1 rRNA gene is annotated in these 308 nt (G+C 46.4%); it reads right to left on the bottom strand.

What is annotated here, in order from left to right:
* Window positions 1–224: 224 nt before the first annotated feature.
* Window positions 225–308: ribosomal RNA gene (locus QBK89_RS15075) — 16S ribosomal RNA — on the bottom strand; the annotation flags it as partial.

The raw sequence follows: 308 nt of genomic DNA, 5'->3' as shown, positions 1-308 counted from the left end.
GTTGATGTCGTTGGTATTACTCTTATTTAGTTTTCAAGGTACAAGCTTCCACAGGATGTGGTGACTTCTGTGTTCGTCACAGGACGTGACGGGTTTTAACAGAAGACCCTTCTATCTCATCCTTGAGAGACAATAATTCACTCTCTCAAAACTGAACCAAACTGACCAAGTATGCCCTTACCAGAGGACTCGAAAGTCCTCTAGCGTTCCTTCATATTCCTTAGAAAGGAGGTGATCCAGCCGCACCTTCCGATACGGCTACCTTGTTACGACTTCACCCCAATCATTAGTCCCACCTTCGGCGGCTG

The sequence above is a fragment of the Virgibacillus sp. LDC-1 genome, assembly GCF_030137545.1.
Classification (GTDB): Bacteria; Bacillota; Bacilli; order Bacillales; family Amphibacillaceae; genus LDC-1.
The sequence above is the reverse complement of the archived record's forward strand: the minus strand, read 5'-3'. Positions and strand labels throughout refer to the sequence as shown.